The sequence below is a fragment of the Streptomyces sp. NPDC001732 genome, from assembly GCF_053596315.1.
The window spans coordinates 146,043-169,603 of the sequence record NZ_JBSFFY010000004.1; the positions used below are offsets into that span (position 1 = coordinate 146,043).

21 protein-coding genes are annotated in these 23,561 nt (G+C 71.7%); 11 read left to right on the plus strand and 10 right to left on the minus strand.

Translation table 11 applies throughout. The features are described from left to right. Positions 1-46: 46 nt before the first annotated feature. Positions 47-1,885 carry an RDD family protein gene (locus ACWCXX_RS07185; protein WP_451125185.1) on the minus strand — a complete coding sequence of 613 codons (1,839 nt, stop codon included), beginning with the start codon at positions 1,883-1,885 and terminating at the stop codon, positions 47-49. A 210-nt stretch (positions 1,886-2,095) separates the two neighbouring features. On the opposite strand from ACWCXX_RS07185, the gene ACWCXX_RS07190 reads away from it, so the two are divergent. Further along, a complete protein-coding gene (locus tag ACWCXX_RS07190) occupies positions 2,096-2,572 on the plus strand; it encodes an SsgA family sporulation/cell division regulator (RefSeq protein ID WP_451125187.1) in 477 nt (158 codons plus the stop codon). Between the two features lie 106 nt (positions 2,573-2,678). Here ACWCXX_RS07190 and ACWCXX_RS07195 read toward each other — a convergent pair whose 3' ends face one another. Beyond that, positions 2,679-4,046: an FAD-binding oxidoreductase gene (locus tag ACWCXX_RS07195; protein ID WP_451125189.1), complete on the minus strand. Its 1,368-nt coding sequence runs from the start codon at positions 4,044-4,046 to the stop codon at positions 2,679-2,681. Between the two features lie 97 nt (positions 4,047-4,143). On the opposite strand from ACWCXX_RS07195, the gene ACWCXX_RS07200 reads away from it, so the two are divergent. Continuing rightward, positions 4,144-5,700 carry a tetratricopeptide repeat protein gene (locus ACWCXX_RS07200; RefSeq protein ID WP_451125191.1) on the plus strand — a complete coding sequence of 519 codons (1,557 nt, stop codon included), beginning with the start codon at positions 4,144-4,146 and terminating at the stop codon, positions 5,698-5,700. Positions 5,701-5,806: 106 nt separating this feature from the next. Here ACWCXX_RS07200 and hppD read toward each other — a convergent pair whose 3' ends face one another. Beyond that, positions 5,807-7,000, minus strand: a complete 1,194-nt coding sequence (gene hppD, locus ACWCXX_RS07205) for a 4-hydroxyphenylpyruvate dioxygenase (RefSeq protein ID WP_451125193.1) — start codon at positions 6,998-7,000, stop codon at positions 5,807-5,809. A gap of 134 nt (positions 7,001-7,134) precedes the next feature. Between hppD and ACWCXX_RS07210 the strand changes: the two genes are divergently transcribed. The 8 genes from ACWCXX_RS07210 (at position 7,135) to ACWCXX_RS07245 (ending at position 14,021) form a co-directional block, all read left to right on the plus strand. Beyond that, on the plus strand, positions 7,135-7,608 hold the full coding sequence (locus ACWCXX_RS07210) for an Lrp/AsnC family transcriptional regulator (RefSeq protein WP_451125366.1): 474 nt from the start codon (positions 7,135-7,137) through the stop codon (positions 7,606-7,608). A 15-nt stretch (positions 7,609-7,623) separates the two neighbouring features. Then, positions 7,624-8,271, plus strand: a complete 648-nt coding sequence (locus tag ACWCXX_RS07215) for an ABC transporter permease (protein WP_451125195.1) — start codon at positions 7,624-7,626, stop codon at positions 8,269-8,271. Between the two features lie 13 nt (positions 8,272-8,284). Further along, entirely contained in the window at positions 8,285-9,556 is a 1,272-nt protein-coding gene (locus ACWCXX_RS07220) for an ABC transporter ATP-binding protein (RefSeq protein ID WP_451125368.1), read from the plus strand. 131 nt (positions 9,557-9,687) lie between these two features. After that, positions 9,688-10,554, plus strand: a complete 867-nt coding sequence (locus ACWCXX_RS07225; protein WP_451125197.1) for an ABC transporter permease — start codon at positions 9,688-9,690, stop codon at positions 10,552-10,554. Continuing rightward, positions 10,554-11,561, plus strand: coding sequence for a glycine betaine ABC transporter substrate-binding protein (locus ACWCXX_RS07230; protein ID WP_451125199.1), 1,008 nt, complete (start codon positions 10,554-10,556; stop codon positions 11,559-11,561). Before ACWCXX_RS07225 ends, ACWCXX_RS07230 begins: the two co-directional genes overlap by 1 nt. Positions 11,562-11,692: 131 nt before the next feature. Beyond that, positions 11,693-12,301 carry an ArsR/SmtB family transcription factor gene (locus ACWCXX_RS07235; RefSeq protein ID WP_451125201.1) on the plus strand — a complete coding sequence of 203 codons (609 nt, stop codon included), beginning with the start codon at positions 11,693-11,695 and terminating at the stop codon, positions 12,299-12,301. Between the two features lie 104 nt (positions 12,302-12,405). Further along, on the plus strand, positions 12,406-12,636 hold the full coding sequence (locus ACWCXX_RS07240) for a hypothetical protein (RefSeq protein ID WP_451125203.1): 231 nt from the start codon (positions 12,406-12,408) through the stop codon (positions 12,634-12,636). Positions 12,637-12,638: 2 nt separating this feature from the next. Then, positions 12,639-14,021, plus strand: coding sequence for an MFS transporter (locus ACWCXX_RS07245; protein WP_451125205.1), 1,383 nt, complete (start codon positions 12,639-12,641; stop codon positions 14,019-14,021). On the opposite strand, the gene ACWCXX_RS07250 is transcribed toward ACWCXX_RS07245, so the two are convergent. From ACWCXX_RS07250 to ACWCXX_RS07265, 4 genes are all read right to left on the minus strand, one after another. Further along, positions 13,951-14,739, minus strand: coding sequence for a YlbL family protein (locus ACWCXX_RS07250; protein ID WP_451125207.1), 789 nt, complete (start codon positions 14,737-14,739; stop codon positions 13,951-13,953). The genes ACWCXX_RS07245 and ACWCXX_RS07250 overlap by 71 nt on opposite strands. A 223-nt stretch (positions 14,740-14,962) precedes the next feature. Then, positions 14,963-15,604 carry an IclR family transcriptional regulator gene (locus ACWCXX_RS07255; protein WP_148838225.1) on the minus strand — a complete coding sequence of 214 codons (642 nt, stop codon included), beginning with the start codon at positions 15,602-15,604 and terminating at the stop codon, positions 14,963-14,965. A 338-nt stretch (positions 15,605-15,942) separates the two neighbouring features. Next, complete coding sequence (locus tag ACWCXX_RS07260) at positions 15,943-17,955, minus strand: hypothetical protein (protein WP_451125210.1); 2,013 nt, start codon at positions 17,953-17,955, stop codon at positions 15,943-15,945. A 210-nt stretch (positions 17,956-18,165) separates the two neighbouring features. After that, entirely contained in the window at positions 18,166-19,815 is a 1,650-nt protein-coding gene (locus ACWCXX_RS07265) for a WxL domain-containing protein (RefSeq protein ID WP_451125212.1), read from the minus strand. A 304-nt stretch (positions 19,816-20,119) separates the two neighbouring features. On the opposite strand from ACWCXX_RS07265, the gene ACWCXX_RS07270 reads away from it, so the two are divergent. Further along, positions 20,120-20,698, plus strand: coding sequence for a hypothetical protein (locus ACWCXX_RS07270; RefSeq protein WP_451125214.1), 579 nt, complete (start codon positions 20,120-20,122; stop codon positions 20,696-20,698). 312 nt (positions 20,699-21,010) lie between these two features. On the opposite strand, the gene ACWCXX_RS07275 is transcribed toward ACWCXX_RS07270, so the two are convergent. The 3 genes from ACWCXX_RS07275 to ACWCXX_RS07285 all read right to left on the minus strand — a co-directional run bounded on the left by ACWCXX_RS07275 (position 21,011) and on the right by ACWCXX_RS07285 (position 23,530). After that, positions 21,011-22,792, minus strand: a complete 1,782-nt coding sequence (locus ACWCXX_RS07275) for a DEAD/DEAH box helicase (RefSeq protein ID WP_451125216.1) — start codon at positions 22,790-22,792, stop codon at positions 21,011-21,013. A gap of 151 nt (positions 22,793-22,943) precedes the next feature. Beyond that, the gene (locus ACWCXX_RS07280; protein WP_451125218.1) at positions 22,944-23,333 is read right to left on the minus strand and encodes a type II toxin-antitoxin system death-on-curing family toxin; all 390 of its coding nucleotides are present in this window, start codon (positions 23,331-23,333) and stop codon (positions 22,944-22,946) included. Continuing rightward, entirely contained in the window at positions 23,330-23,530 is a 201-nt protein-coding gene (locus tag ACWCXX_RS07285) for a ribbon-helix-helix protein, CopG family (RefSeq protein WP_026290595.1), read from the minus strand. The genes ACWCXX_RS07280 and ACWCXX_RS07285 overlap by 4 nt, the downstream gene beginning before the upstream one ends. Positions 23,531-23,561 lie beyond the last annotated feature (31 nt).

The following is a 23,561-nucleotide window of genomic DNA, read 5'->3' on the forward strand; positions in this document are numbered from 1 at the left end:
GGCTCGCGTACCCGTGGGCCCGTCGACCCGTCAGTCCGTCAACTCCTCAGCCCGCGACGAAGGTGTGTGCCGCCTTGTCGTGCCAGCACTGGCGCCACGGCCGGTCGATCAGGCACCACAGCACCTCGACCACCCCGATCACGAGGAGGCCCAGCACGCCGTAGACCAGCCAGCGGCGCAGCGCGGCGCCGAAGGACGGGGACTCGTGGGACTCGATGTCCCGTACTTCGAGCCCGCAGAGCTTCTTGCCGAGCGTGCGGCCCCACTTCGCCGTGGGCAGCGCCTCCAGCAGGACGCCCAGCACGAGGAACGCGCCCAGCACCCCGCCGAACAGACCGGCCGTGGTGGAGTCCACCAGCCAGACGGTGACCGTCTCGCCGGACAGCTTCGCCGCCTCGATCTTCCCGTCGATGTGGTCCAGGGCCCGCGAGACGAGCGGGAAGCCGACCGCTCCGACGAGCGCCATCAGCACCACGGTGTCGATGAGCCGGGCGGCGAACCGCTTGCCGAGCCCGGCCGGCCTCGCCGCGGCCTGGGCCTGGGCGAGTTGCTGGAACGGGTCGTCGACCGGCGGCTTCCAGGGCACGACGGGCTGATCCGGCAGATCGGGCTGCGCCCCGCCGAACTGCGGCCCCGGCTGCTGCGGTCCCGGCCGGGGGCCCGGCTGCTGGGGCTGCAACCCGTGCTGCTGCCCCGGGAACTGGGGGCCGGCCGCCTGGTCGGGTTGGGCGAGCCGGCCGGCCTGCTGCGCCCACGGGGCCGCACCGCCCTGCGGAACGGGGCCGTGGGGCTCGGCGGGGGCCGGGGCCTGAGCGGGAACCTGAGCCTGAGCAGAAGGCTGGGCAGGGGCCGAGGTCTGGGCGGGGAACGGGGGCTGGGCCTGGGCCTGTGCGGGCGGTTGGGGCTGGTTCTGCACGGCGGCCTGCGCCTGGTTGCGCGCGGCAGGCCGGTCCTGCGTCGGGGCGGGAGGCTGCGTACCGGCGCCGGGCGCGACGGCGCGGATCGCCATCGTCCCTTCCCCGGAGCCCGGTTCCGCCGGCCGCCGGGCGGGGGCGCGGTCGTCCCCGCCGAGGGCACGGATCGTCATCGTCCCGTCGGCGGGCGGGGCCCCGGCATCGCCCGCGCCGGAACTCCCGCCGGTACCGCTGCCCGTACCGCTGTTGCCGGGGCGGCCCTGGCGGCCGACCCGGATCGCGACCGTGTTCTCGGGAGCCCGGTCGCCGCCCGCCGCCCCCGGAGAAGAGGGGGAAGAGGAAGCCGCGGCGGGGCGGCGGGGGTCCGCGGATGCGCCGTCGGCGGGGGTACGGACCTCGGGCACCCGGTCGGCCGTGGCGCGGCCCGCGGGCGTACGCGGATCACGGCCGGGGTCCGAGGCTGCGACGCCCCCGGGCTCCGGCGCCCCTGCCGGCCCCCGGTCGTCCGGTCGGCCCGTGGCGTCCGACCGGCCGGGTCCGCCGTCCTGTTCACCGGGTCGGGCGGTGCCGCCCCAGGAGACCCGTCGGTCGTGTTCCCCGCCGAAGCCCGTCTGCCGGGAGGGGTCGGCCTGCCAGGCGCTCGCCGGTTCGGGGCGGCTGCCCTGGGCGGGCTCCTCGTCCAGGAAGATCGGACCGGTCTCGTCCACCGGCGCCGGATCCGACGACTGCTGTTGCGGCTGCTGCCGGGCCGGCTGTGACCGCGGCGACTGCGACTGCGGCAGGGACTGCGGGCCGGACACCGCTTCGGGGAGCGCCTCGGCCGTCGACTCGCCCTGCTCCGGGGCGGGCCGGCTCGTGCCGGGCACCCACGAGGCGCCGTTCCAGTACCGGACGTAGCCGGGAATGGAGGGGTCGGGGTAGTACCCCTCGCGGGGGCTTGCGTCACCGGGCTCCGGGGTTGGGGCGCTCATCACCGTTCCCGTATCTCTTCGAGGCATGAATGCGACGGGTCCACATCTACCAGAAGCCCGCGCACCCCCGGGCCGCTCCAGGGCTTTGGGCCACTTTCCGGTCCCGCCGAAATTTTTTCCAGAAGTCGCGTAATAGATGGCGGGGAGGGCGCTCTCTCCTTGTGCGGGCCGGTCATGGGACCGGTCCACAGGCACCGGAAGGACGCACTCATGCACACCGTCGTGGAACGCGAGCTGGAACTCAAGCTGGTCCTGTCGCCCGAGCGCAGCATCCCCGTCCCCGCCCGGCTGACGTATCGCGCGGCGGATCCGTACGCCGTGCACGTCGCCTTTCACATCGGCTCGGACTTCCCCGTCCACTGGACGTTCGCCCGCGATCTGCTGGTCGAGGGCGTGTTCCGGCCGTGCGGTCACGGGGACGTGCGGATCTGGCCGACCAAGGTCGACCAGCGCAACGTGATCTTCGTCGCCCTGACCTCGCCGGACGGGAACGCGCTCCTGGAGGTGCCCTCCGCCCAGGTGGCCGCGTGGGTGGAGCGGACGCTGCGGGTGGTCCCGCCCGGCACCGAGGCCGAGCGGCTCGGCATCGACGAGGGCCTCGCCGACCTGCTCGCCCCGCTGCCGGCCGACGACCTGTGGATGCGCGACCCGTGGCCGTCGGACGAGTCCCAGAACGGCGACGCGTGAGGGAGCGGGGACGAAGGCGGGTCAGGAAGCACGGACGGAGGGAGCACGGGCAGCTGGAACGGTTACAGGGACGGGGCGCGGGCGGGGGTGCCGTACCGCCCGCCCCTCAGAACACCTTGCCGGGGTTGAGCAGTCCCAGCGGGTCGAACGCCTGCTTGATGCCCCGGTGCAGTTCGACGCCCACCTCGCCGAGTTCGCGTGCGAGCCACTCCTTCTTCAGGACTCCGACGCCGTGTTCGCCGGTGATCGTGCCGCCGAGTTCCAGGCCGAGCGCCATGATCTCGTCGAACGACTCACGGGCCCGCCGGGACTCGTCGGCGTCGGTGTGGTCGAAGCAGACCACGGGGTGGGTGTTGCCGTCGCCCGCGTGCGCGCAGACACCGATGGTGAGGCCGTGCTTCTCGGCGACGGCCGCGGTGCCCTCCAACATCGCGGCGAGCTTCGAGCGCGGTACGCAGACGTCGTCGATCATCGTGGCCGAGCTGACGGTCTCCAGTGCGGTGAGCGCCGTGCGCCGGGCCTGGAGCAGCATTTCGGACTCGGCGGAGTCCTCCGCCGGGACCACGTCGGTGGCGCCGGCGGCGGTGCACAGTTCGGCGACGGCGGCCAGGTCCGCCGACGGGTCCGGGGTGTCGAAGGCGGCGAGCAGCAACGCCTCGGTGGTGTCGGGAAGACCCATGTTGGTCAGCCGGTTGACGGCCCGGATCGTGGTGCGGTCCATCAGTTCGAGGAGTGACGGAGTGTGACCACGCTCCATGATCCGGCAGACCGCGTCGCAGGCGGTCGCCGCGCTCGGGAACTCGGCGGCCAGCACCAGTTGCCGCGGCGGCCGGGGCTTCAGCGCGAGCACGGCCCGGACGACGATGCCGAGGCTGCCCTCGGAACCGACGAAGAGCCGGGTGAGGTCGTACCCGGCGACACCCTTGGCGGTGCGTCGGCCGGTGGTGAGCAGGCGTCCGTCGGCGAGGACGACGTCGAGGCCGAGTACGTACTCGGCGGTGACCCCGTACTTCACACAGCACAGACCGCCGGACGCGGTACCGATGTTGCCGCCGATGGTGCACATCTCCCAGCTGGAGGGATCCGGCGGGTAGTAGAGGCCGTGCTCGTCGACCGCCCGGGACAGCACCGCGTTGACCACGCCGGGTTCGACGACGGCGATCCGGTCGACGGGGTTGATCTCCAGGATCCGGTCCATCTTCACCAGGGACAGCACGATGCAGCCGTCGGAGGCGTTGGCCGCGCCCGACAGGCCGGTACGGGCTCCCTGCGGAACGACCGGGACGCGCAGGGCCGTCGCGGTGCGCATGACATGCTGGACCTGTTCCGCGGTGCGCGGGAGCACGACGACGGCGGGCGCGCCGGCGTCGCAGAAGCTCGCCATGTCGTGGGCGTACGACGCCATGACGTCCGGGTCGGTGATCAGCGCCTCGGCGGGCAGGCCCGAGCTCAGTCGTTCGAGAAGACCGTTCATGATCCAAGCGTGGCATCCGGGCCCATTGGTGTGAACCCGTCTGCGGTGGCCTCCGCAAGACGCATTGTGATCTTATTACTGACGCAGAGTGATCGGCATGGACGTCACGCCGCAGCAGCCTCCGCAGCCCCCCGATCCGGGCCGCTCGCCCCTTGACCCGTCCGGCTCCCCCGGCGCCTGCGCCTCCTCCGTTCCCTCGGCTCCTTCGGCGACGGTCCTTGCCGCTCCCGTGCCGCCGCCCGATCCCATGCTGTCGGCCGAGCCTCCTCCCGTGTCGCTGCGGACGACGCTGCGCAGGGCCGCCCTGGGCGTGGTGGCGGGTGCGGTGCTGGTGACGGGGGCGGTGGTGGCCGTGCCCGACGACGAGGGGAAGAAGGCTCCGCCCCCGCCCGTGCCCGGTTCCGTCTCGCGGGCGCTGGCGGCGACGGTCGCGGGTTCCCCCGCCGCCCTGTCCGACCTGAGGGCGCTGATCGGGGACCGCCGGCGGTGGGTGGACGCGCACCCGTCCGACGCGCGGTCCTGGGCGGTGCTCGGTGCGGCCTACGTGGAGTGGGGGCGGCGTTCCGCGGACGCGGCGTCCTACGGCCGGGCCGAGCGGGCGCTGAAGCACTCGCTGGGCGCGGAGCCCGGGGAGAAGGGGAACACCGCGGCCTGGGTGGGGCTCGCGGAGCTCGCCAATGCCCGGCACGACTTCGTGACGGCGAAGAAGTGGGGCGAGCGGGTGCGGGCGCGGGAGCCGAAGCAGTGGGCCGTGTATCCGGCGCTGATCGACGCCTACAAGGGCCTGGGCGACAGCGGGTCGGAGAGTGCTGCGGTGGAGAGGTTCACGGCGTTGCGCTCCGGGGTCCCGGCGCTCGTGCGGAGGGCGCGGATGTACGGGGACCGGGGCCGGCCCGAGGACGCGCTGTCGAGCGCGCAGGAGGCGGCGGACCGGGCCACCACACCGGCGCAGAAGGCGCAGTGCCTGCATCTGCTGGGCGAGCTGGCCTGGGAGCGGGGCGAGCCGGAGGAGGCGGTCGCACAGTACGGTGCGGCGCTGCGGACCGACCGCACCCACCATCCGTCGCTCGCGGGCCGGGCCAGGGCGCTGGCGGCGCTCGGCCGCACGGACGAGGCGCGGCGCGACTACCAGGCGGCCCTGGCGGGTCTGCCCCGGCCCGAGTACCTGCTGGAGCTGGGCGAGTTGTACGAGTCGCTGGGGCTGGGCAGAGAGGCCCGCAGCCAGTACGCCCGGCTCGGCGAGGCGCTCGCCCGCGACACCGCCCGGGGCGTGGACGACGCGCTGCTGCGCGGCCGTTTCGAGGCCGATCACGGCGATCCGGCCGAGGCGGTGAAGGTGCTGGAGGCCGAGTGGGCGCGGTCGCACCGCAGCGCGGCGGTGGCGGACGCGCTGGGCTGGGCCCTGCACCGCTCCGGCGACCCGTCCGCCGCCCTGGATTACGCCTCCCACGCGGTCGACACGGGCGGGCGGAACGCCTTGTACGCCTACCACCTGGGCGTGGTCCAGAAGGAGTTGGGGCAGTACGGTTCGGCGCGCCGCAATCTGGAGGAGGCGCTGCGCACCACCCTGCGGTTCTCGCCCCTGGCCGGTCCGGCCGCCCAGGAGGCCCTGGACGACCTGGACACTCCCCCGGCGGACGGCCCGCGGCGGTAGGCCCGCGACCGGCTGCCGACGCCCCCGGAACCGGCCGCCCGCCGGACGGGCCGGCGCACCGGGCCGTCCGGCGGGCCGGCGGCCGCTCGTCCGGCGGGCCGGGCGGTCAGAGGTTGCCGCGCTTCTCCTGCTCGCGCTCGATCGCCTCGAACAGGGCCTTGAAGTTGCCCTTGCCGAAGCCCATCGAGCCGTGGCGCTCGATCATCTCGAAGAAGACGGTCGGGCGGTCCTGTACCGGCTTGGTGAAGATCTGCAGCAGGTAGCCGTCCTCGTCGCGGTCGACGAGGATCTTCAGCTCGCGCAGGATCTCCACGGGCACACGGGTCTCGCCGGCCCACTCGCCGAGGGTGTCGTAGTACGAGTCGGGGGTGTCCAGGAACTGGACGCCCGCCGCGCGCATCGCCCGCACCGAGGCGACGATGTCGTTCGTGGCGAGCGCGATGTGCTGGACGCCGGCGCCGCCGTAGAACTCCAGGTACTCGTCGATCTGGGACTTCTTCTTGGCGATCGCCGGCTCGTTGATCGGGAACTTGACCTTGAGCGTGCCGTCGGCGACGACCTTGGACATGAGGGCGGAGTACTCGGTGGCGATGTCGTCGCCCACGAACTCCTTCATGTTGGTGAAGCCCATGACCTTGTTGTAGAAGCCGACCCACTCGTTCATCCGGCCGAGTTCCACGTTGCCGACGCAGTGGTCGATGGCCTGGAAGGTGCGCTTGGCCGGCGGCTCGACGATCGGGGCGGCGGCGACGTAGCCGGGCAGGTACGGGCCCTCGTAACCGGTGCGTTCCACGAGGGTGTGGCGGGTCCTGCCGTACGTGGCGATCGCGGCGAGCACGACGGTGCCGTGCTCGTCCTTCACCTCGTACGGCTCGTCGAGGCCGCGGGCGCCGTGCTCGACCGCATACGCGTAGGCCGCGCGGGCGTCCGGGACCTCGATGGCCAGGTCGACGACGCCGTCGCCGTGCTCGGCGACGTGGTCGGCGAGGAAGCGGCCGTGGTCGGTGGCCGCCTTGATGACGGAGGTGAAGACGAAACGGGCCGAGCCGTTGGTCAGTACGTAACTCGCCGTTTCCCGGCTGCCGTTCTCCGGTCCGGAGTAGGCGACCAGCTTCATCCCGAAGGCCGTCGAGTAGTAGTGCGCGGCCTGCTTGGCGTTGCCGACGGCGAAGACGACCGCGTCCATTCCCTTGACCGGGAAGGGGTCGGCCTGCCGCTCCGCTCCGCTCCGCCTCGGCTCTTCACTTGTTTCCTGGTTGCCGAGCCCGGTGTCGGGGGTGGTGTGCAGAGTCTCAGTCATGTTCGAAGGCTCTCGCCGCTCCGCAAGGTGCGCAACAGTTCGCGAATCTGCTGGGCAATCTGTACAGCGGTTGGGGATGATGACCGGGCTATCTGTACATGATGACCATCAACGAGAACCTCCGGGGGCGGACCGTGGCGATCGATCGACTGGACGGCAGGCTCATCGTGCTGCTGGCCCGCGAACCCCGCATCGGGGTGCTGGAGGCGTCGCGCAGGCTCGGCGTGGCACGGGGCACGGTGCAGGCCCGGCTCGACCGGCTTCAGTCGAATGGAGTCATCCGCGACTTCGGTCCGACGGTCGATCCGGCGGCGCTCGGCTACCCCGTCACCGCGTTCGCGACGCTGGAGATCAAACAGGGCCAAGGCGCCGACGTACGGGCCCACTTGGCCGGTGTGCCGGAGGTGCTGGAGCTGCACACCACCACCGGGCACGGCGACATGCTGTGCCGTCTCGTGGCGCGTTCCAACGCCGATCTCCAACGGGTGATCGACCTGGTCGTCGGTTTTGATGGCATCGTCCGGGCCTCCACGGCCATCGTCATGGAGAACCCGGTCCCGCTGCGCGTCATCCCGCTCGTCGAGCAGGCCGCGGAGGACGACGACTGAGCCGAGGAGTGGCGCGTGAGCTTCTGGGAGTATCTGGGAAACCGGCACCAACAGCTGCTCACCGACGCGTACCAGCACGTCAGCGCCGTGTTCCAGTGCATGGTCATCGCCACCGTGCTGGGTGTCCTGATCGGGGTCGTCACCTATCGCAGCGGCTGGGCCGGGTCGCTGGCCATCACGTCCACGGCGACGGTCCTCACCATCCCCTCCCTCGCCGCGATCGGTCTGCTGATCCCGCTGGTCGGCCTCGGGGTCGCGCCCACGGTGATCACCCTGACGCTGTACGGGCTGCTGCCCATCGTCCGCAACTCCATCGTGGGGCTGCGCGGGGTCGATCCCGCGCTGGTGGACGCGGCGAAGGGCATCGGGATGTCGCGCCCGGCCCGGCTGTGCCGGGTCGAGCTGCCGCTCGCCTGGCCGCCGATCCTCACCGGCATCCGGGTCTCCACCCAGATGCTGATGGGCATCGCCGCCATCGCCGCGTACGCCTCGGGTCCCGGTCTGGGCAACGAGATCTTCCGCGGCATCGCCTCGCTGGGCAGCGCCAACGCGATGAACCAGGTCCTCGCGGGCACGCTCGGCATCGTCGTCCTCGCCCTGCTCTTCGACGCCGCGTACGTGCTGCTGGGGCGGCTCACCATCCCGAGGGGGATCCGTGTCTGAGGCCCGAGAATCCGTGTCCGGGACCGCCGCAGGGAGCACGGCCGCCGACAGTGCGGCGCCGACGAGGACCACCTCCGGGGCCACCATCCAGCTGGAGGACCTGACCAAGCGGTACCCGGGCAATCCCAGCCCTGCGGTGGACAACGTCTCGATGGACATCAGGGCCGGCGAGACGGTGATCTTCGTGGGGCCGTCCGGCTGCGGGAAGTCCACCACCCTGAAGATGATCAACCGGCTGATCGAGCCGTCGTCGGGGCGGATCAGGATCGGCGACGAGGACGTCACCGACATCGACCCGGTGAGGCTGCGCCGCAAGATCGGTTACGCGATCCAGTCGTCCGGGCTCTTCCCGCACATGACGGTCGCCGAGAACATCGCCCTGGTGCCGAGGATGGTCGGCTGGTCCAAGTCACGGGTGAAGGACCGGGTCGAGGAGATGCTCGACCTGGTCGGGCTCGATCCGCGCGAGTTCCACGGGCGCTATCCGCGCCAGCTCTCCGGCGGGCAGCAGCAGCGGGTGGGGGTGGCGCGGGCGCTGGCCGCCGATCCGCCGGTGCTGCTGATGGACGAGCCGTTCGGCGCGGTCGACCCGATCACCCGCGACCACCTCCAGGACGAGCTGATCCGGCTCCAGCACGAGCTGCACAAGACGATCGTCTTCGTCACCCACGACTTCGACGAGGCGATCAAGCTGGGCGACCGGATCGCGGTGCTGCGGGAGCGTTCGCACATCGCGCAGTTCGACACCCCGGAGGCGATCCTCACCAACCCGACCGACGACTTCGTCTCGGGGTTCGTGGGTGCGGGGGCGGCGTTGAAGCGGCTCAACCTCACCCGCGTACGGGACGTGGAGATGGCCCAGTTCCCGACGGTGACGGTCGACGACCCGCTCCAGTCGATCTTCAACAAGCTGCGCAGCGGCCCGCACAACGAGCTGCTGATGCTGGACCGCAGGAACCGCCCGTACAAGTGGCTGCGGCGCGGCGACCTGATGCGGGCCCGCGGTTCGCTGGCGCGGGCCGGGCAGCTGGTCCACGACACGGTGACCCGGGACGCGACGCTGCACGACGCGCTGGAGGCGGTACTGACCGACAGCGGCGGGCGGGTCGCGGTCACCGGGCGGCGCGGCGAGTTCATCGGGGTCGTGAACATGCACACGCTGATGAACTCCGTCCACGAACTGCTGGAGGCCGACCGGCTCGCCGCGATCGAGCACCAGCACGACCTGGAGGAGATGCGCAGCCACCAGACCGAGGCGGAGCTGGAGGGCGGTGTGAGCGGATGACCCCCCACCCGCCCGCGGACGGGGAGCCCCACCGGGACCGGGAGCCCCGCCCGAACCGGGAATCCCGCCGGGACCGAAGCCCTCATGGGGAGCGGGAATCCGCCCGCCGGGAGCGGGTGCTCTCCCGTCGGGTGCGTGCCGGGACCCGGGTGCCTCCCGAGCCCTCCTCCGACGAGGACCGCCCGCCCGGCGAACACGACGTCAAGGGCCATGCCTTCCGCGACGAGGAGGAGGAGCCCGCCCCGCCGCCGGCCGGGCCGCCGCGCCGGATCACCTGGCGCAAGCTGGTGACGATGCCCCTCGTGCTGGTGGTCGTGCTGGTGGTGACCTATCTGTGGATCACCAACGTCCACCTGGACTCGATCGCACGGAACTCGCTCACCGGCGGCAATGTGCAACTGCGCTGGTGGCAGCATGTGAGGCTGACCGCGATCTCGACGTTCTGGGTGCTGATCATCGCCATTCCGCTGGGGATCGCGCTGACCCGGCGCGGGCTGAGCAGGGGCGCGCCGGTGGTCACGGCGGTCGCGAACATCGGGCAGGCGACCCCGGCGATCGGTCTGCTGGCGCTGCTGGTGATCTGGCTGGGAATCGGTCCTTCGACGGCGATCATCGGCATGGTGATCTACGCGGTGCTGCCGGTGTTCTCCAACACGGTCGCCGGTCTCCGGGCGATCGAACCGAACCTGGTCGAGGCCTCGCGCGGCATCGGCATGTCGGCGACGGGGACGCTCACCAAGGTCGAGCTGCCGCTCGCCGTCCCACTGATCCTGGCCGGTGTGCGGACGGCGCTGGTGCTCAACGTCGGTACGGCGACCCTGGCCACGTTCGTCGGCGGCGGCGGCCTCGGGGACCTGATCACCTCGGGCATCCAGACCCAGCGGATGCCGGTGCTGGTGCTCGGTTCCGTACTGACGGTGGTGCTGGCGCTGCTGGTGGACTGGCTGGCCTCGCTGGCCGAGCTGGCGCTGACACCGCGCGGACTGGAGGTGGGGTGATGGGCACCTGGACCGGAGGCGGGTTGACGGGTGCGCGGAGGGTACGTGCCGGGCTGGCGGGGGCGGTGGTGCTGGTGCTGGTGCTCGCCGGGTGCGGGCTGAAGAGCGGTTCGCCGATGGTGGACGACGTGGCGCCGGGCTCGGTCGGCCGGGGGCGGCCCCTGGACGGCGCCTCGCTGACCGTCACGTCGAAGAACTTCAGCGAGAACATCGTCCTGGGCCAGATGATCGGCCTGGTCTTCAAGGCCGCCGGCGCGGAGGTGCTGGACCGGACGAACCTGCCCGGCTCGATCAGTGCCCGCGAGGCGATCGTCAAGGGCGACGCGGACGCGATGTACGAGTACACGGGCACCGGCTGGATCACGTACCTGGGCCACGCGAAGCCGATCCCCGACCCGCTGAAGCAGTGGGAGGCGGTCCGCGACGAGGACCGGAGGAACGGGGTGACCTGGCTCCCGAAGTCCACCCTCAACAACACCTACGCACTCGCCATCAGCCGGAGGAACAACGCGAAGTACCACCTGCGGACGCTCTCCGACGTGGCCGCCCTGGCGAAGAAGAACCCGGCGGTGGTGACGATCTGCGTGGAGAACGAGTTCGCCTCCCGCGACGACGGGCTGCCCGGGATGGAGAAGGCGTACGGGATGTCGGTCCCGGCCGCCAACATCAAGAAGATGGACGCCGGGATCATCTACACCCAGGTCTCGAAGTCCGACTCCTGCCTGCTGGGCGAGGTGTTCACCACGGACGGCCGGATCAGGGCCATGGACCTCGAAGTCCTCGTGGACGACAGGCACTTCTTCCCCAACTACAACGCGGCACCGGTCGTCCACACCAAGACCTTCGAGAAGTACCCGGAGATCGCGGCGCTGCTCGATCCGGTCAGCCGGAAACTGACGACCGAGGTCGCCCAGGTGCTCAACGCCAAGGTGGACGTGGACGGGCAGGACCCGCACGAGGTGGCGAAGGACTGGCTGATCCAGGAGGGATTCATCAAGAAGGGGTGAGGCCCCTCCCCTGGACGACTCCCGGACAACTCCGGGCAGCTCCGGGCAACTCCCAGGCAACTCCCCGAAGTTGCAAAGGAATCTTGCAAAGAAGCGTTGCAAAATCCTTTTGCAACTCATAGAGTCGGGGCATGGCAACGAGAGAAGCCGACGGCGACACGCCTCCCGGCCCGAACATCCACCATGTCGACGCCCGCACCCTGCGGGTGCTCGCCCATCCCCTCCGCATCCGGCTGCTCACCGCGCTGCGGGAGTTCGGCCCCGCCACCGCCTCGGGGCTCGCCGACCGGCTCGGCGAGTCCAGCGGCGCCACCAGCTACCACCTGCGGCAGCTGGCCGCGCACGACTTCGTCGAGGAGGACCCGGAGCTCGGCAAGGGGCGCGAACGGTGGTGGCGGGCCAGGCACGCGGGCATGGCCTTCGACCGCAGCGGGGACTTTCTCCGCGACCCCGACCCGGAGGTGCGCGGCGCCATCGGAGTCGTGCTGCACGAGATGGCCACCACGCACGCCCAGGAGCTGAACACCTGGCTCGGCACCATGCACGAATGGCCCGAGGAGTGGCTGCGCAGCTGGGACGCCAGCAACTTCAAGATGCGCCTGACGCCGGAGCTCTCGCTGGAGCTGGCCGAGAAGATCCATGAGCTGATCGAGAGCTACCGGGACCGCGTCCCCGAGGGCACCGAGGGTTCGGCCGTCGTCCGCACCCATCTGCACCTCTTCCCGCGCCCCAACGACTGATCCCCGACAACCGGACCCACTGACCGGTCCCCATGCCCGGCCCCGACGAGCGGCCCCGACAGCCGAACCCGACGCCCGAGCCCGACGCCCGAGAGGAATCCGTCATGAACCCGGAAACGCACCTGTCGCTGCACCACCTCCGCTCCACCGAACTGCGGGAACAGGCAGCCGAGTTCCGTACGGCCCGCACGTCCCGGTCCACCCGCGCCCCGCGAACCGCCCGCCCCTCCTCCTGGACCCTTCGTACGCAACTGGGCTGGACGCTCGTCGAGTTGGGCCTGCGCATACTGCCCGGACGGGAATCGTTCGTCTGCCGCTCCCCCCGAGCGGTCTAGGCATGAACGGGGGGAACCGTAAACCGATCGCCGCACTTCTCACCGCCAACTCCATATCCACGGCCGGCACTTCGCTCACTCTGATCGGGGTGCCGTGGTTCGTCCTGGAGACGACGGGCAGCGCGGGGCGGGCCGGTGTCGTCGCCTTCTGCGCGACCCTGCCGATCGTCGTCTCCGCGCTGATCGGTGGCCCCGTCATCGACCGGATCGGGCGCCGCCGGGTCTCCGTGGCCTCCGACCTGGTGTGCGGCGCGTCCGTCGCCGCCGTCCCGCTGCTGCACCAGGCGGGCGTCCTCGCCTTCTGGATGCTGTGCGCGCTGATGGCGGTGGGCGGGCTCCTGCACACCCCGGGCAACACGGCCCGCTACGTCCTCGTCCCCGACCTCGCCGAGCACGCGGGCACCACCCTGGCGCGCGCCGCCTCCCTCTTCGACGCGGTCTCGCGCGGCGCCCGGATGACCGGGGCGGCGCTGGCGGGCGTACTGATCGCCCTGGTCGGCGCGGAGACCGTACTGCTGCTGGACGCGGCGACCTTCCTGGTGTCCGCGCTGCTGGTCGCGGTGGGGGTACGGGGAGTGCGCGCCGCCGAGCCGAGCAGGGCCGCCGAGCCGATCTCGTTCCGGGCGTACCGCGGCGAACTGCGCGAGGGCTACGCCTACTTGCTGGGCAACCGGCTGCTGCTGGCCGTCGTGCTCATGGTGCTCTTCATGAACGGCACCGATCAGGGCTGGGGCGCCGTGCTGCTGCCGGTGCACGCCTCCGAGGAGCTGGGCGGGGCCCGGGACATCGGACTGCTCACCGCCCTGTTCGGCGCGGGCGGACTGACCGGGGCGCTGCTGTACGGGGCGGTGGGGCACCGGTTCTCGCGACGGGCCGTGTTCACGGTGTGCGTGGTGCTGTGCGGCGCGCCCAGGTATGTGGTCGCGGCGCTGACCGGGACGACGACACCGCTCGCCGTGACCATGGTGCTGAGCGGCCTGGCGGGCGGGGTGCTGAACCCGATCCTGACGACGGTGATCTACGGCAGGGTGCCCGAGGAACTGCGCAGCCGGGTCTCCGGAGCCCTCACGGCGGGCTGTGAACTGGCCATGCCGGTGGGCGGCCTCGCGGCCGGGCTGCTGGTGGAGAGCGCGGGCGCGCGCGGGGCGCTGCTGGCGATGGGCGGAACGTACCTGCTGGCGACGCTGAGCCCGCTGGTGTTCCCCGCGTGGCGCACGATGGACGACGCCGACGGCCCCTCCGCCGGGGCCGGCGGTTCCTCCGAGGGGGCGGACGGCCCTTCCGGCGGGGCCGGCGGGGTCGGCAGTGACGGGGTCAGCAGCTCGGGACCTTGCGCCCCTGTTCCAGGGACCGGAGCGAGGACACCGCGTCCTTCAGCGTCGTGACCGGGATCAACTTGATCCCCTCGGGCAGTTCGGCGCCCGCCTCCCGGCACTCGGCCTTCGGGACGAGGAAGACGGTCGCCCCGTCGCGGCGAGCGGCCTGGGTCTTCAGCGAGACCCCGCCGACCGCACCGACCTTGCCGTTCGCGTCGATCGTGCCGGTGCCCGCGATGTTGCGGCCCCCGGTGAGGTCGCCGCCGTGGCCGTCGCCGTCCAGCTTGTCGATGATGCCGAGGGCGAAGAACAGGCCCGCGCTGGGCCCGCCCACATCGGCGAGGTGCAGGGTGACGTCGACCGAACCCCTGGGCTTGCCCAGGTAGTTGAGGGCCGCGTCGACGGCGGTGTCCTGCGACTTCCGCATGTCTTCGAGGTTGTGCTTCTCGATCTCCTTCTCGGAGCCGCCGGTCGGGTAGACGGATTCGCGGGGCAGGACCGCGCGGTCCGTACGGAACCAGCTGTCGACCACATCGCCGATGCCGACATCGGCGGTGGGGCCGGTCGCGACGATGGTCGTCATCCGCAGCTCGCCCCTGGTCGGGCGGGTGGGCGTGCCCTTGATGCTGATCACCGGGGTGCCGTGGTCCTTCCCGAGCACGTTCGCGGTCGTGCCGGGCTGCGCCAGGGTGAACGGCAGCGGCGCGAAGGCGGCCACACCGAACAGGGCGAGGACGGGCAGGGAGCACAGGGCGAGGGTCCGGGAGCGCGAATGACGAGTGAGCACCCGCCCAATTTAACCGCCGGGGCGCGCTCCCGGAGCCAAACGGTGCGCCCACCGGACACGGGGCACCGCCCGCTGCCTGCCGGACCCGGGGCCCGGACTCGGGGCACAGGGGCCGGGACCCGGACTCGGGGCACGGGACCGGTCGGCCCGGGGCCGGTCGGCGCGGGGCCCGGGACCGGTCGGCCCGTGCCCGGCCCCGGCCGCGTATGTCCCGCCCGGCCGTCTACCGCAGCGCGTCCGCCACCTCGCGGGCCGCGTCCACCACCCGGGGGCCGACCCGTTCGGGCACGGAGTCCGCGAGCATCACGACGCCCACGCTGCCCTCGACGCCCGTCACCCCCACCAGTGCCGCCGCCGCACCGCTCGCCCCGGCCTCCAGTTCGCCGTGGGTGAGGGTGAAGGCGGTCTCGCCGACCGGCTTCTGGCGGGCCGCGAGTATCGCCCGGCCCGCGGCACCCCGGTCCAGCGGATGGCGGAAACCGGCCCGGTAGGCCACGTGGTAGTCGGTCCAGGTCGGCTCGACCACCGCGACCGCGAGCGCGTCGCTGCCGTCGACCAGCGTGAGGTGTGCGGTGGCCCCGATGTCCTCCGCGAGGGACCGCAGCGCGGGCAGCGCGGCTTCCCGGACGAGCGGGTGCACCTGACGGCCCAGGCGCAGCACGCCCAGGCCCACTCTGGCCCGGCCGCCGAGATCGCGGCGCACCAGGGCGTGTTGTTCCAGGGTGGCGAGCAGACGGTAGACCACGGTCCGGTTGACCCCGAGTCTGTTGGACAACTCGGTGACGGTCAGGCCGTGATCGGTGTCGGCAAGCAGTTTGAGGACTCTCAGTCCCCGGTCGAGCGTCTGGGAGGTCTCCGCGGTCACGACGCCCTCTCCTCTGTGGTGAGCGGCGGCGGCTGATCCCCACGGAATGTGCGCCGCCGGTCCCAGCGGCGACGCACGGAGAGGCCGCCGGCCTGGCCATGGCACCGGCTGCGCTCCGCGGCTGTGGCGCCACGGGGCGTGCAGTTTTTTGGGACAGTAGCGAGCGAGTCCGCTCAGCGGAAGACCTCGTCCAGAATCCGGGCGTCGCCAGGAGCGGCGTCGGGGCGCCGGAGAATAACCGCCGGTCAGCGCGGCGCCGGCCGATCCGTGGACATCTACGCGCGTCCTGGTCGGCCGACGCCTCCGGCCACCCTCCGTGCACCACAGGTGAACCGTCGTTAACCCACGGTGAACGACTGCTGGATAATTTTTCCGTTCACGAGCACCTCGCAGGCCCTGATCGCCTTCGTCGCCGGGTCCCGGACGGTGAAGTCGAGGGCGAACGTCCCGTCGAGTCCGACGACCCGGGTGACGTACGGGTCCGAGGTCTGTTTCCCGTCCGCGGTGCGGCCGGTCACCGAGACCGTGGCGACGGGGGCGAAGCCCCGGCCGGTCACCTGTACCGCCGTGCCTACGGGCCCCTCGGGCGGCGAGAGCGCGAAGGCCGGTCCGGCGGGCACGGTGCCGTCCTGGACGGTGAACGCCGCCGTCTCGGTGCGCGGGTTGACGAGGACCTCCCGGACGCGGATCGCGACGGTGTCCGCGGCGTCGACCGTGAAGGTCTGCGAGAACGCCCCGTCCAGCCCGACCACCTTCGTCCGCGCCGGGTCCGAGGTCTTCGACCCGTCGGCCCGCAGTCCGACGACGGACACGGTGGCGACCTTCGCGAAGCCCTGCCCGACGACGGTGACGGCGGTGCCCCGGGGACCGGCGGACGGGGTGAGGACGATGAAGGACGGGGCCACGGTCAGCGGGGTGAGGGCCTGTGCTCCCCCGGCGGTGACCCGGAGCGCGTACACGGCGCGCGGGGTGGATCCGGCCACGGTGACGGTGCCTGCGAGCGCCCCGTCGGTACCGATCCGGAGGGTGGAGCCGCTGATCCGCGCACTGTCGCAGGCGCTCCCGTCGGCGGCGCAGAGCTCGGCCGCGGGGGTGGCGCCGGTCGGCCAGTCTCCGCCGGAGAGGGCGATCGTGCCGCCCGGTTTCACCTTCGCGGCGCCCGCGGAGAGGGTCGCGGAGGCGTCGGTCACGGTGAACGGTGTGGTCAGCACGGTGGCCGGATCGTTGCCCTCGTCCACCTGGATCGCGGTGATGGCCGGGTCGGAGACGGTGAAGTCGGCGCTGAACGTTCCGTCGGGAGTGCTCTTCACGTAGACGGCGGTGTCGTCGAGGGTCGCCCCGCTCGCGTCCAGGCCGACGGTGTTGATCCACCGGTCCTGGAAGTAGTTGCTGCCGGTGACCTTCACGACGCTGCCGACCGGCGCACCGGAGCGGGAGAGCGTGATGGCTCGCGGTCCGGTGGGGGCTAACGCCTTCACGGTCAGGGGCGCGGTCGCCTCCTTCGTGCCGTCGCCGACCTTCACCAGGTACGAACCGTCGGGCACGGTGCCCGCGGCGGCGAGCACCGCGCTGCCGGTCAGCTCCCCCGAGCCGCTGATCGCGAGGGTGCCGGAGACGAACTTGCCGGGGTCGCAGCCGCCGCCGTCCGCCGCGCACAGCGAGGGAACGGGGGTGGCTCCGGCGGTCCACAGGCTGCCGGTCAGGGCGACGGCGGTGGACGGCCGGACGGGGGTGGCGGGCGCGGTCAGGGTGGCCGGGTGTCCCGCGGTGCCCTCGGCGGTCACCGTGCCGATGGAGCCGCCGCCGCTCACCACGTCGCACGGGGTCTCGTAGGTGGAGCCGAGCACCTTCGTACGCGTCAGGTTGCGCACCGGGGTGAAGGTGATCGGGCCGCTCGCGTCGGCGGGGATGAGGAAGTCCCCTTCGTACGGCGGGATCTCGATCGGTTTGCCGGCCGGGATGTCGAGGTTGACCTGGGGTCCGGTGACGGTGACCGTGCCGGTGGCGCCGCCGGACATGGCGAGGTCGATGCTGGGGGTGGTGGGCACGTCGTTCAGGCTGAGCCCGCTGGTGGCGGGGGAGGGGCCGAGGACGACCTTGGCGTGGACCTTGCCGCCCGGGTCGACGATCGACGGCGAGAGGTCGACGCTCATCTGCTGCGGCCCGGTCGCCTCGCCCTGTCCGGCGGGCAGGGCGCAGTGGACGGTCGGGGTGACGGTGCCGGCCAGGGCGGCGGGGGCGAGTGCGACGGTTCCGCCGGTCCAGACGAGCACGGCCCCCGCGGTGAGGGCGACGGCCCGGCGCAACGCCGCACCCGTTCTTTCGGTTCTCCTCGATTGCCGGACGGGCATGCTGCTCCTCCATGGGTGTCGTCCGCGGTTGTCATCCGTGGTTCTCGTCCGCGGCTGCGGGAATTTCTCCGGATTCGGAATGGCGACGCCCGCCCGCTCCGATGAGTCGGGGAGCGGGCGGGCGCCTCGGGGATTTCCTTTTCCGTGCTCGGAGAACTCGGAGATCTCAGGAATCTCAGTGAGCTCGGGCCGGAGTTCGGGGACCGGAGATCAGAGAAGTGTGAGGGTCAGGGTGGCGCTGTAATCTCCGGGGCGGGTGAATCCGGGAAGGGTGAGCGTGAGATCGGCGTCGGCGTCGAACCGGCCGCCGGTGAACGGGCGGGAGCCGTCCGGCCCCATCCGGCACAGGCTCGCCGCCTCGCTGCCGAGCACGGTCGGCGACCCGGCCACCGGCACCCCGACGCTTCCGTTCTGCGCCGCGCACCTGGGCTTCCACCGCACGGCCCCGGCCGGGAGGGTGCTCCCGCCGGTGCCGGTGAAGTCGGTGAGGGTGGCGGTGAGGGACCAGCCGCTGTTGACGCCGCGGGCGTCCTCCACCTCGACCCGGTTGAGCCGGGAGCGCTGCACACCGCTGCCGGTGCCCAGGACCGTCGTGCCGAAGTCGACGGTGTCGCCGTCCTGGACCATGGACAGCGTCCCGGCCCTGACCGAGGTGCTCAGCCTCTGCTCGGCGTTCGTTCCGTCACCTCCCCCGCCCGTGGAGACGGTGAACGGGACGGTCCGCACGGTCGCCGGATCGTTGCCCTCGTCGGCCTGGACCGCGACGACGGCGTCGGAGACCACGGTGAACTCGACGTCGAAGGTGCCGTCCGGTCCGCTCTTGACGTAGACCGCGCTGTCGTCGATCCCGGTGCCCGTGGCGTCGAGGCCGATGACGTTGATCCAGCGGTCCGGGTTGTAGTTCCTGCCGCTGACCGTGATCACGCTGCCGACGGGGCCGCTGTCCCGCGAGAGTGAGATCTCGCGGTCGCCGGCCGCCACGGCCTCGACGGTGAGCGGTGCGGTCGCCTCCTTCGTGCCGTCGTTGACCTTCACCACGTACGGGCCGTTCGGCACCGCCCCGGCCTCCGCGAGGGTCGCGGTGCCGTGCAGCGTCCCGTGGCCGTCGATGGTGAGGCCGTTCTCCTTGAACTTCAGCGGGTCGCATCCGCCACCGCCCACCGCGCACAGCGAGGGCACCGGCGTACCGCCCGGAGTCCAGCCCGAACCACCCAGCGTCACCGGGGAGTTGGGGCGTACGGGGTCGGCGGGGGCGGTCAGGGTGGCCGGCTCGGAGCCGGTGCCCTCCACCCTGACGGTGCCGACGGAACCGCCGCCGTCGACGACGTCGCAGGGCGTCTCGAAGACCGATCCGAGCACCTTGGTCTGCGTCAGCGTGCGGACGGGGGCGAACGAGACGTCCCCGGAGGCGTCCGCCGGGACCAGGAAGTCGCCTTCGTAGGGCGGGAGTTCGATGGGTTTCCCGGCCGGGATGTCCATCGTGAACTCGGCGCCCCGCACGGTGACGGTGCCGCTCGCCCCGCCGGACATGGCGAGGTCGAGGCTGGGCACGGTCGGCACGTCCTCCAGGGCGAGGCCGCTGGTGGCGGGGGACGGGCCGAGGGTGACCTTCGCGTGCACCTTGCCGCCCGGGGCGACGACCGCGGGCGACAGCTCGACGGTCATCTCCTGCGGCCCGGTCGCCTCGCCCTGGCCCGCGGGCAGGGTGCAGTGGACGGTCGGGGCGACCGTGCCCGCGGGCCGCTGCCCGTCCGCCGGTCCGGCGGACGGCGCGGCCGTGGCCCCGACGCAGCTCAGTGACAGTACGAAGCAGGCGGCGAGCAGCCCGCCGGTCGTGCCGGGTCTTCGTCGTCGGATCACCAGACACCCCTCCATGGCCCATTGATTGCGCACATTGAGGAGGCCACGTGCGGAGAAGTCAAGAGAGAACCGATTGATCCTTAACCGGTCGATCCTTTTCCGAAATGCCCGGAAGACATTTCCGAAGGCGTTTCGCGTGCACCAGCCGACTTCTCTTGACTTCTCTGAAGATCATGGTTTCACTGCACCCGACATGCCGGGCCCGGCACGCAGTTCCGCGAGAAGATCGCACGACATGATTTCGGCTTCGGCAAATCTTCGGCGGAACCGCGGAATTCAGAAACCGGAAGGAGTTCCCCCCGTCATGTCGATCATTTCAGCACGGCCTCGGGCCGTGCGGTCGGCGGGCCCGCGCCCGTCGTACCGAAGGCACCTCCCCCCGGCGCTGGCGGCGGCCTGCGGCCTGGTCGGTGCGCTCGCCCTGGCGCCGACGGCCCAGGCGGTGACCCCGCTCACCGCGACGGCCACGTACAACTGCGGCGCCTGGGGCAGCGGTCTGGCCACGTTGACCGCCGCCGACTCGGGCACGTCCAAGACGATCAAGATCACGTCGACGGCGATCACCATGCCGCCCGGGACCAGCGCCGACCCGAACAGCATCACGACGACGCTCAAGCTCACCAAGACCTCGGGCGGTGTCACCAGCCAGGTGCAGTTCTCCGGGAAGACCAACCCGGGGATGAGCGGCGGCAATCCGATCACCCTGGGCCCGCTGAAGCTCACCTCCGGCACCCTGGCGGCGGGTGACAGCACGAACTCCGTGGTGCTGCCCGCCCCGCCGAGCGCCACCAACTGGTCCCTGCAGATCGTGGCGTCGTCCCCGACGTCGGCCACGGTCCCGTGCGTGGCCACGTCCAGCCAGTCCGCACCGTTCGTCTGGTAGACGCCCCGCACGGCAGGGCCACCGCCCCGCACCCGGCCGGCACCTGATCCGCACCACCGGCCCGTCCGCACCGTCGAGCGGCTCCGCACCGGCGGCCCGTCCGCACCACCGAGCGACTCCGCACCGGGAACGATCCGAACGATCCGTCCGAGAGCGATCCGCACCGGCGGCCTGTCCGCACCCGGAGAACCGCCGGGCCGCCCCGCCCCGTCCGCACCCCTCGTCCGCCCCGCCCCACCCGCACCGACGACACCGGCCCGGGGCGGGACCGTTGTCCCCGCCCCGGGCCGGTGCCCGCACGCCACTTCCCCGCTACCTCATCCGGGTGGCCCACTCCTGGACCTTCTTGATCCGCTGCTGGATCTGCCCGGCCGTCGCCTCCGCGCTGGGCGGACCGCCGCACACCCGCCGCAGCTCGGTGTGGATCACCCCGTGCGGCTTCCCGCTCTGGTGCGTGTACGCCGACACCATCGTGTTGAGCTGCTTGCGCAGCCCCAGCAGCTGCTTGTGCGTGACCACCGGCCGCGCCTCGGCCGGCTTCTCCAGCAGGTCGGCCTCCCCGGCCGGCTTCTGGCGGCTGTGCGCGATCTGCCGGGTCTGCCGCTTCTGGAGCAGCAGCTGCACCTGGTCGGGTTCGAGCAGCCCGGGAATCCCCAGGTAGTCCTGCTCCTCCTCGCTCCCCGGGTGCGCCTGCATGCCGAATTCGGCACCGTCGTACAGCACCCGGTCGAAGACCGCGTCGGATTCGAGGGCCTCGAAGGGCAGCTGCTCCTCGGTCTCCTCGTCCTCCAGCCTCTCGGCGTCGGCGAGGAGCTGGTCCTCCTCCGCGAACGGGTTCTCCTCGTCGCTGCCCTTCTTGGGCTTGTCGAGGACGTGGTCCCGTTCGACCTCCATCTCGTTGGCGAAGCCGAGCAGCATCGGAATGGTCGGCAGGAAGACCGAGGCCGTCTCGCCGCGCCTGCGCGAACGCACGAAACGTCCGACGGCCTGGGCGAAGAAGAGCGGCGTGGAGATCGTGGTGGCGTACACGCCCACGGCGAGCCGCGGCACGTCGACGCCCTCCGACACCATGCGCACCGCGACCATCCAGCGGGAGCCGTCGCCGCTGAACCGGTCGATCTTCTTCGACGCGGCCTTCTCGTCGGAGAGGACGACGGTGGCCTTCTCGCCGGTGACCCGCTTCAGGATCTTGGCGTACTCGCGCGCCGAATCCTGGTCGGTGGCGATGACGAGACCGCCCGCGTCCGGGATGCCCTTGCGCACCTCGGTCAGCCGCTTGTCGGCGGCGGCCAGCACATTGGGGATCCACTCCCCGGTGGGCGCCAGGGCGGTGCGCCAGGCCTGCCCGATGGCGTCCTTGGTCATCGGTTCGCCGAGCCGGGCGGCGATCTCGTCACCGGCCTTGGTGCGCCAGCGCATGTTGCCGCTGTAGCTGAGGAAGATCACGGGCCGGACGACGCCGTCGGCGAGCGCGTTGCCGTAGCCGTACGTGTAGTCGGCCGAGGAGCGCCGGATGCCCTCGTTGTCCTCCTCGTACGCGACGAAGGGGATCGGGTTGGTGTCGGACCGGAACGGCGTACCGGTGAGCGCGAGCCGCCGGGTGGCCGGGTCGAACGCCTCCTGGCACGCCTCGCCCCAGGACTTCGAGTCACCGGCGTGGTGGATCTCGTCCAGGATCACCAGGGTCTTGCGCTGCTCGCAGCGGTTGCGGTGCAGCATCGGGCGGACGCCGACACCGGCGTAGGTGACCGCGACGCCGTCGTACTCCTTGCTCAGCGGACCGGCGCTGTAGTCGGGGTCGAGCTTGATGCCTATCCGGGCCGCCGCCTCGGCCCACTGCTTCTTCAGGTGCTCGGTCGGCGCCACGACGGTCACCTGCTGCACGACGTGGTGGTGCAGCAGCCATGAGGCGAGGGTCAGCGCGAAGGTCGTCTTCCCCGCGCCGGGGGTGGCGACCGCGAGGAAGTCGCGCGGTTGCTCCTGGATGTACTTCTCCATGGCGCCCTGCTGCCAGGCTCGCAGCTTGCCGGCCGTGCCCCAGGGGGCGCGGCCGGGAAAGGCGGGTGAGAGGTGGTGGGAGGCGGTAGTAGTCACGGTCTCCGGTTCGGGTCTCTCGGGTACGTGGGGCGCTGTCCGGCCGGGCCGGAACCGACCCGCACGCGATACGACAACCGGGCCACCCTACCGGGGGGCGGCGCGTGAACCGCCCCGAACTACGCCGCCCCGTACGGAACTGCGATGGCTCTCACACGTCGTCGACGACCAGTTCGCGCAGCCCCTGGGAGATGGCTTTCACCTCGTCCATTTCCCCGGTGGCCACCGCGACGACCAGGCGTTCCGCGGCATCGATGTCCGGGTGCAGGTCGATCCCGTTCATCGCCAGGAAGGTCACGCAGGACAGCCAGGCCGTGCGTTTGTTGCCGTCGAAGAGCGGGCGATTGACCGCCAAGGACTGCAGGAGCGCGGACGCCTTGTCGATCACGTCCGGGTACGCCTCCTCGCCGAACATGGCTGCGGACGGGCGGTGTGCCGCCGATTCGAGGAGCCCGGCATCGCGCACGACGATGTGCATGTCCGAGCAGGCGTGTTCGGCGATGACGAGGATGTCCTCGGAGCTCAGGTAGACGCAGGTCACTTGAGCCGCTCCATGAGCTCGCTCCACTTGGCCGCCTGCTCCTTGGCCGTCTTGCGGACGATGGCCTGCTGAGCGGTCCTGGCGAGGTAGTCGTCCACGGCCTGGAGCAGTATGGCGTGCATGCTGGTCCCCTCCTGCTCCGCACGCTGCTTGAGGGCTTCGGTCTGGTCGTCACGGAGACGCAGGTTCATGGCCATACCAAAACGGTACCATCCGATGGGGCCAGAC